This is a genomic window from Microbacterium sp. HMWF026 (genome assembly GCF_003061325.1).
GTDB lineage: Bacteria > Actinomycetota > Actinomycetes > Actinomycetales > Microbacteriaceae > Microbacterium > Microbacterium testaceum_E.
In genome coordinates this window covers 1-1,230 of record NZ_QAJB01000181.1, presented here as the reverse complement: position 1 = coordinate 1,230, position 1,230 = coordinate 1, and the positions used below count along the sequence as shown (strand labels likewise).

Sequence of the window (1,230 nt, the reverse complement as noted above, 5' to 3'; positions counted from 1 at the left end):
GGTACTCTGCATCACGTCACCAGGGTTCCCGTCGTAGAACGTCCCGCGCTCGGGGAGAAAATCAGGCGCCCAGCGTCGTGATCCCAATAGGTTGAACCATGGATGCTGCCGGACGGATCGATGTGGACACCGATTTCCAGGAGGACTCCCGGCGGCGAGACCCCGATCTCTTCAGCCCTCTCCTGCAGGAGCTTCATCGGCGACTGTGGAGCAAACCGCTCCCGAACGGGCGGGTCTTTGAGTTGACCCCCGGCAAGGTTCGCGGGGCGCACGTCCTGTACCACCGCACACCGACCATCGAGTTCACGCTATCTGGCGACACGTTGGCGAACTCGAGCCGCGGCCTACTGCGTTCGTTCTACGACGCCGGAGACCTCATCGACGACGGCGGTGAGATCAAGTTCTACGGCCCTTTCGATGACTTCGCCGGGCGCGTCCTCCCAGACTCGATGAAGGAGTACCGCGGGTTCCGAGAGGGTCAGCTCGCTTTCGCTGCGGCCCGGAACGCCCGCATCCGCGCGACGACCGCATCTGATCGCATCTCTGGAGACGAACGAGCGAATGACTGACAAGAACGCAGCACCGACCCGAGCTCGCGCGCAAGCCTTCCGCTTCGCCATGCCCAGACCGGTCCGGATCACCGGCCGGTCATCAAGCATCACGAACTCCTTCATCAGCGGGATCGTTCCCGTGGTCCAGCCGACGGAGGCCCAGATCGATGAAGCGCTGGAGATTCTCGGCATGTCGGAACTCGTCGTCTGCTCATACTGCGGAGACGCTGCCTCGGAGTGGGATCATCTGCGCCCCCTTGTCGTGGGCCAGCAACCCACCGGGTACATCCACGAGATCCACAATCTCGTGCCGGCATGTGGAAAGTGCAATCAGAGCAAGGGGAACAGGCCCTGGCGTGAGTGGATGTTCGGCACCGCCCGCCACGCCCCAGCTAACCGCGGCGTGACAGACCTCAGGGCTCGCGCCGAACGCCTGGAGCAGTACGAGCGGTGGGGCAGCGCGACGCGTGTCGACTTTCCCGCGGTCGTCGGCGAGGAGTTGTGGTCTAAGCACTGGCAGAACCACGCCGAGATCCTCGCCATGATGCGCGAGGCGGAAAGAACGGTCGAGTTGATCCGTGCGCGCATTGCCGCGGCGAGCGAGGCAGCCGCCCGCGAACTGGAGACCTAGGCGGATCCCCCAGCACGCGCATACCGCCCCGCCACCACCCCGAACGCC

Annotated in this window: 2 protein-coding genes; both read left to right on the top strand. The window is 64.6% G+C overall.

What is annotated here, in order from left to right:
• Nucleotides 1-98 precede the first annotated feature (98 nt).
• On the top strand, nt 99-569 hold the full coding sequence (locus DBR36_RS07705) for a DUF6994 family protein (protein WP_108318295.1): 471 nt from the start codon (nt 99-101) through the stop codon (nt 567-569).
• Nucleotides 562-1,182, top strand: a complete 621-nt coding sequence (locus DBR36_RS07700; protein ID WP_108318294.1) for an HNH endonuclease — start codon at nt 562-564, stop codon at nt 1,180-1,182. The genes DBR36_RS07705 and DBR36_RS07700 overlap by 8 nt, the downstream gene beginning before the upstream one ends.
• Nucleotides 1,183-1,230: the final 48 nt, after the last annotated feature.

Coding starts and splice junctions, on each gene's coding strand:
- DBR36_RS07700 (WP_108318294.1), top strand. CDS start 562: ATGACTGACAAGAACGCAGCACCGACCCGAGCTCGCGCGCAAGCCTTC.
- DBR36_RS07705 (WP_108318295.1), top strand. CDS start 99: ATGGATGCTGCCGGACGGATCGATGTGGACACCGATTTCCAGGAGGAC.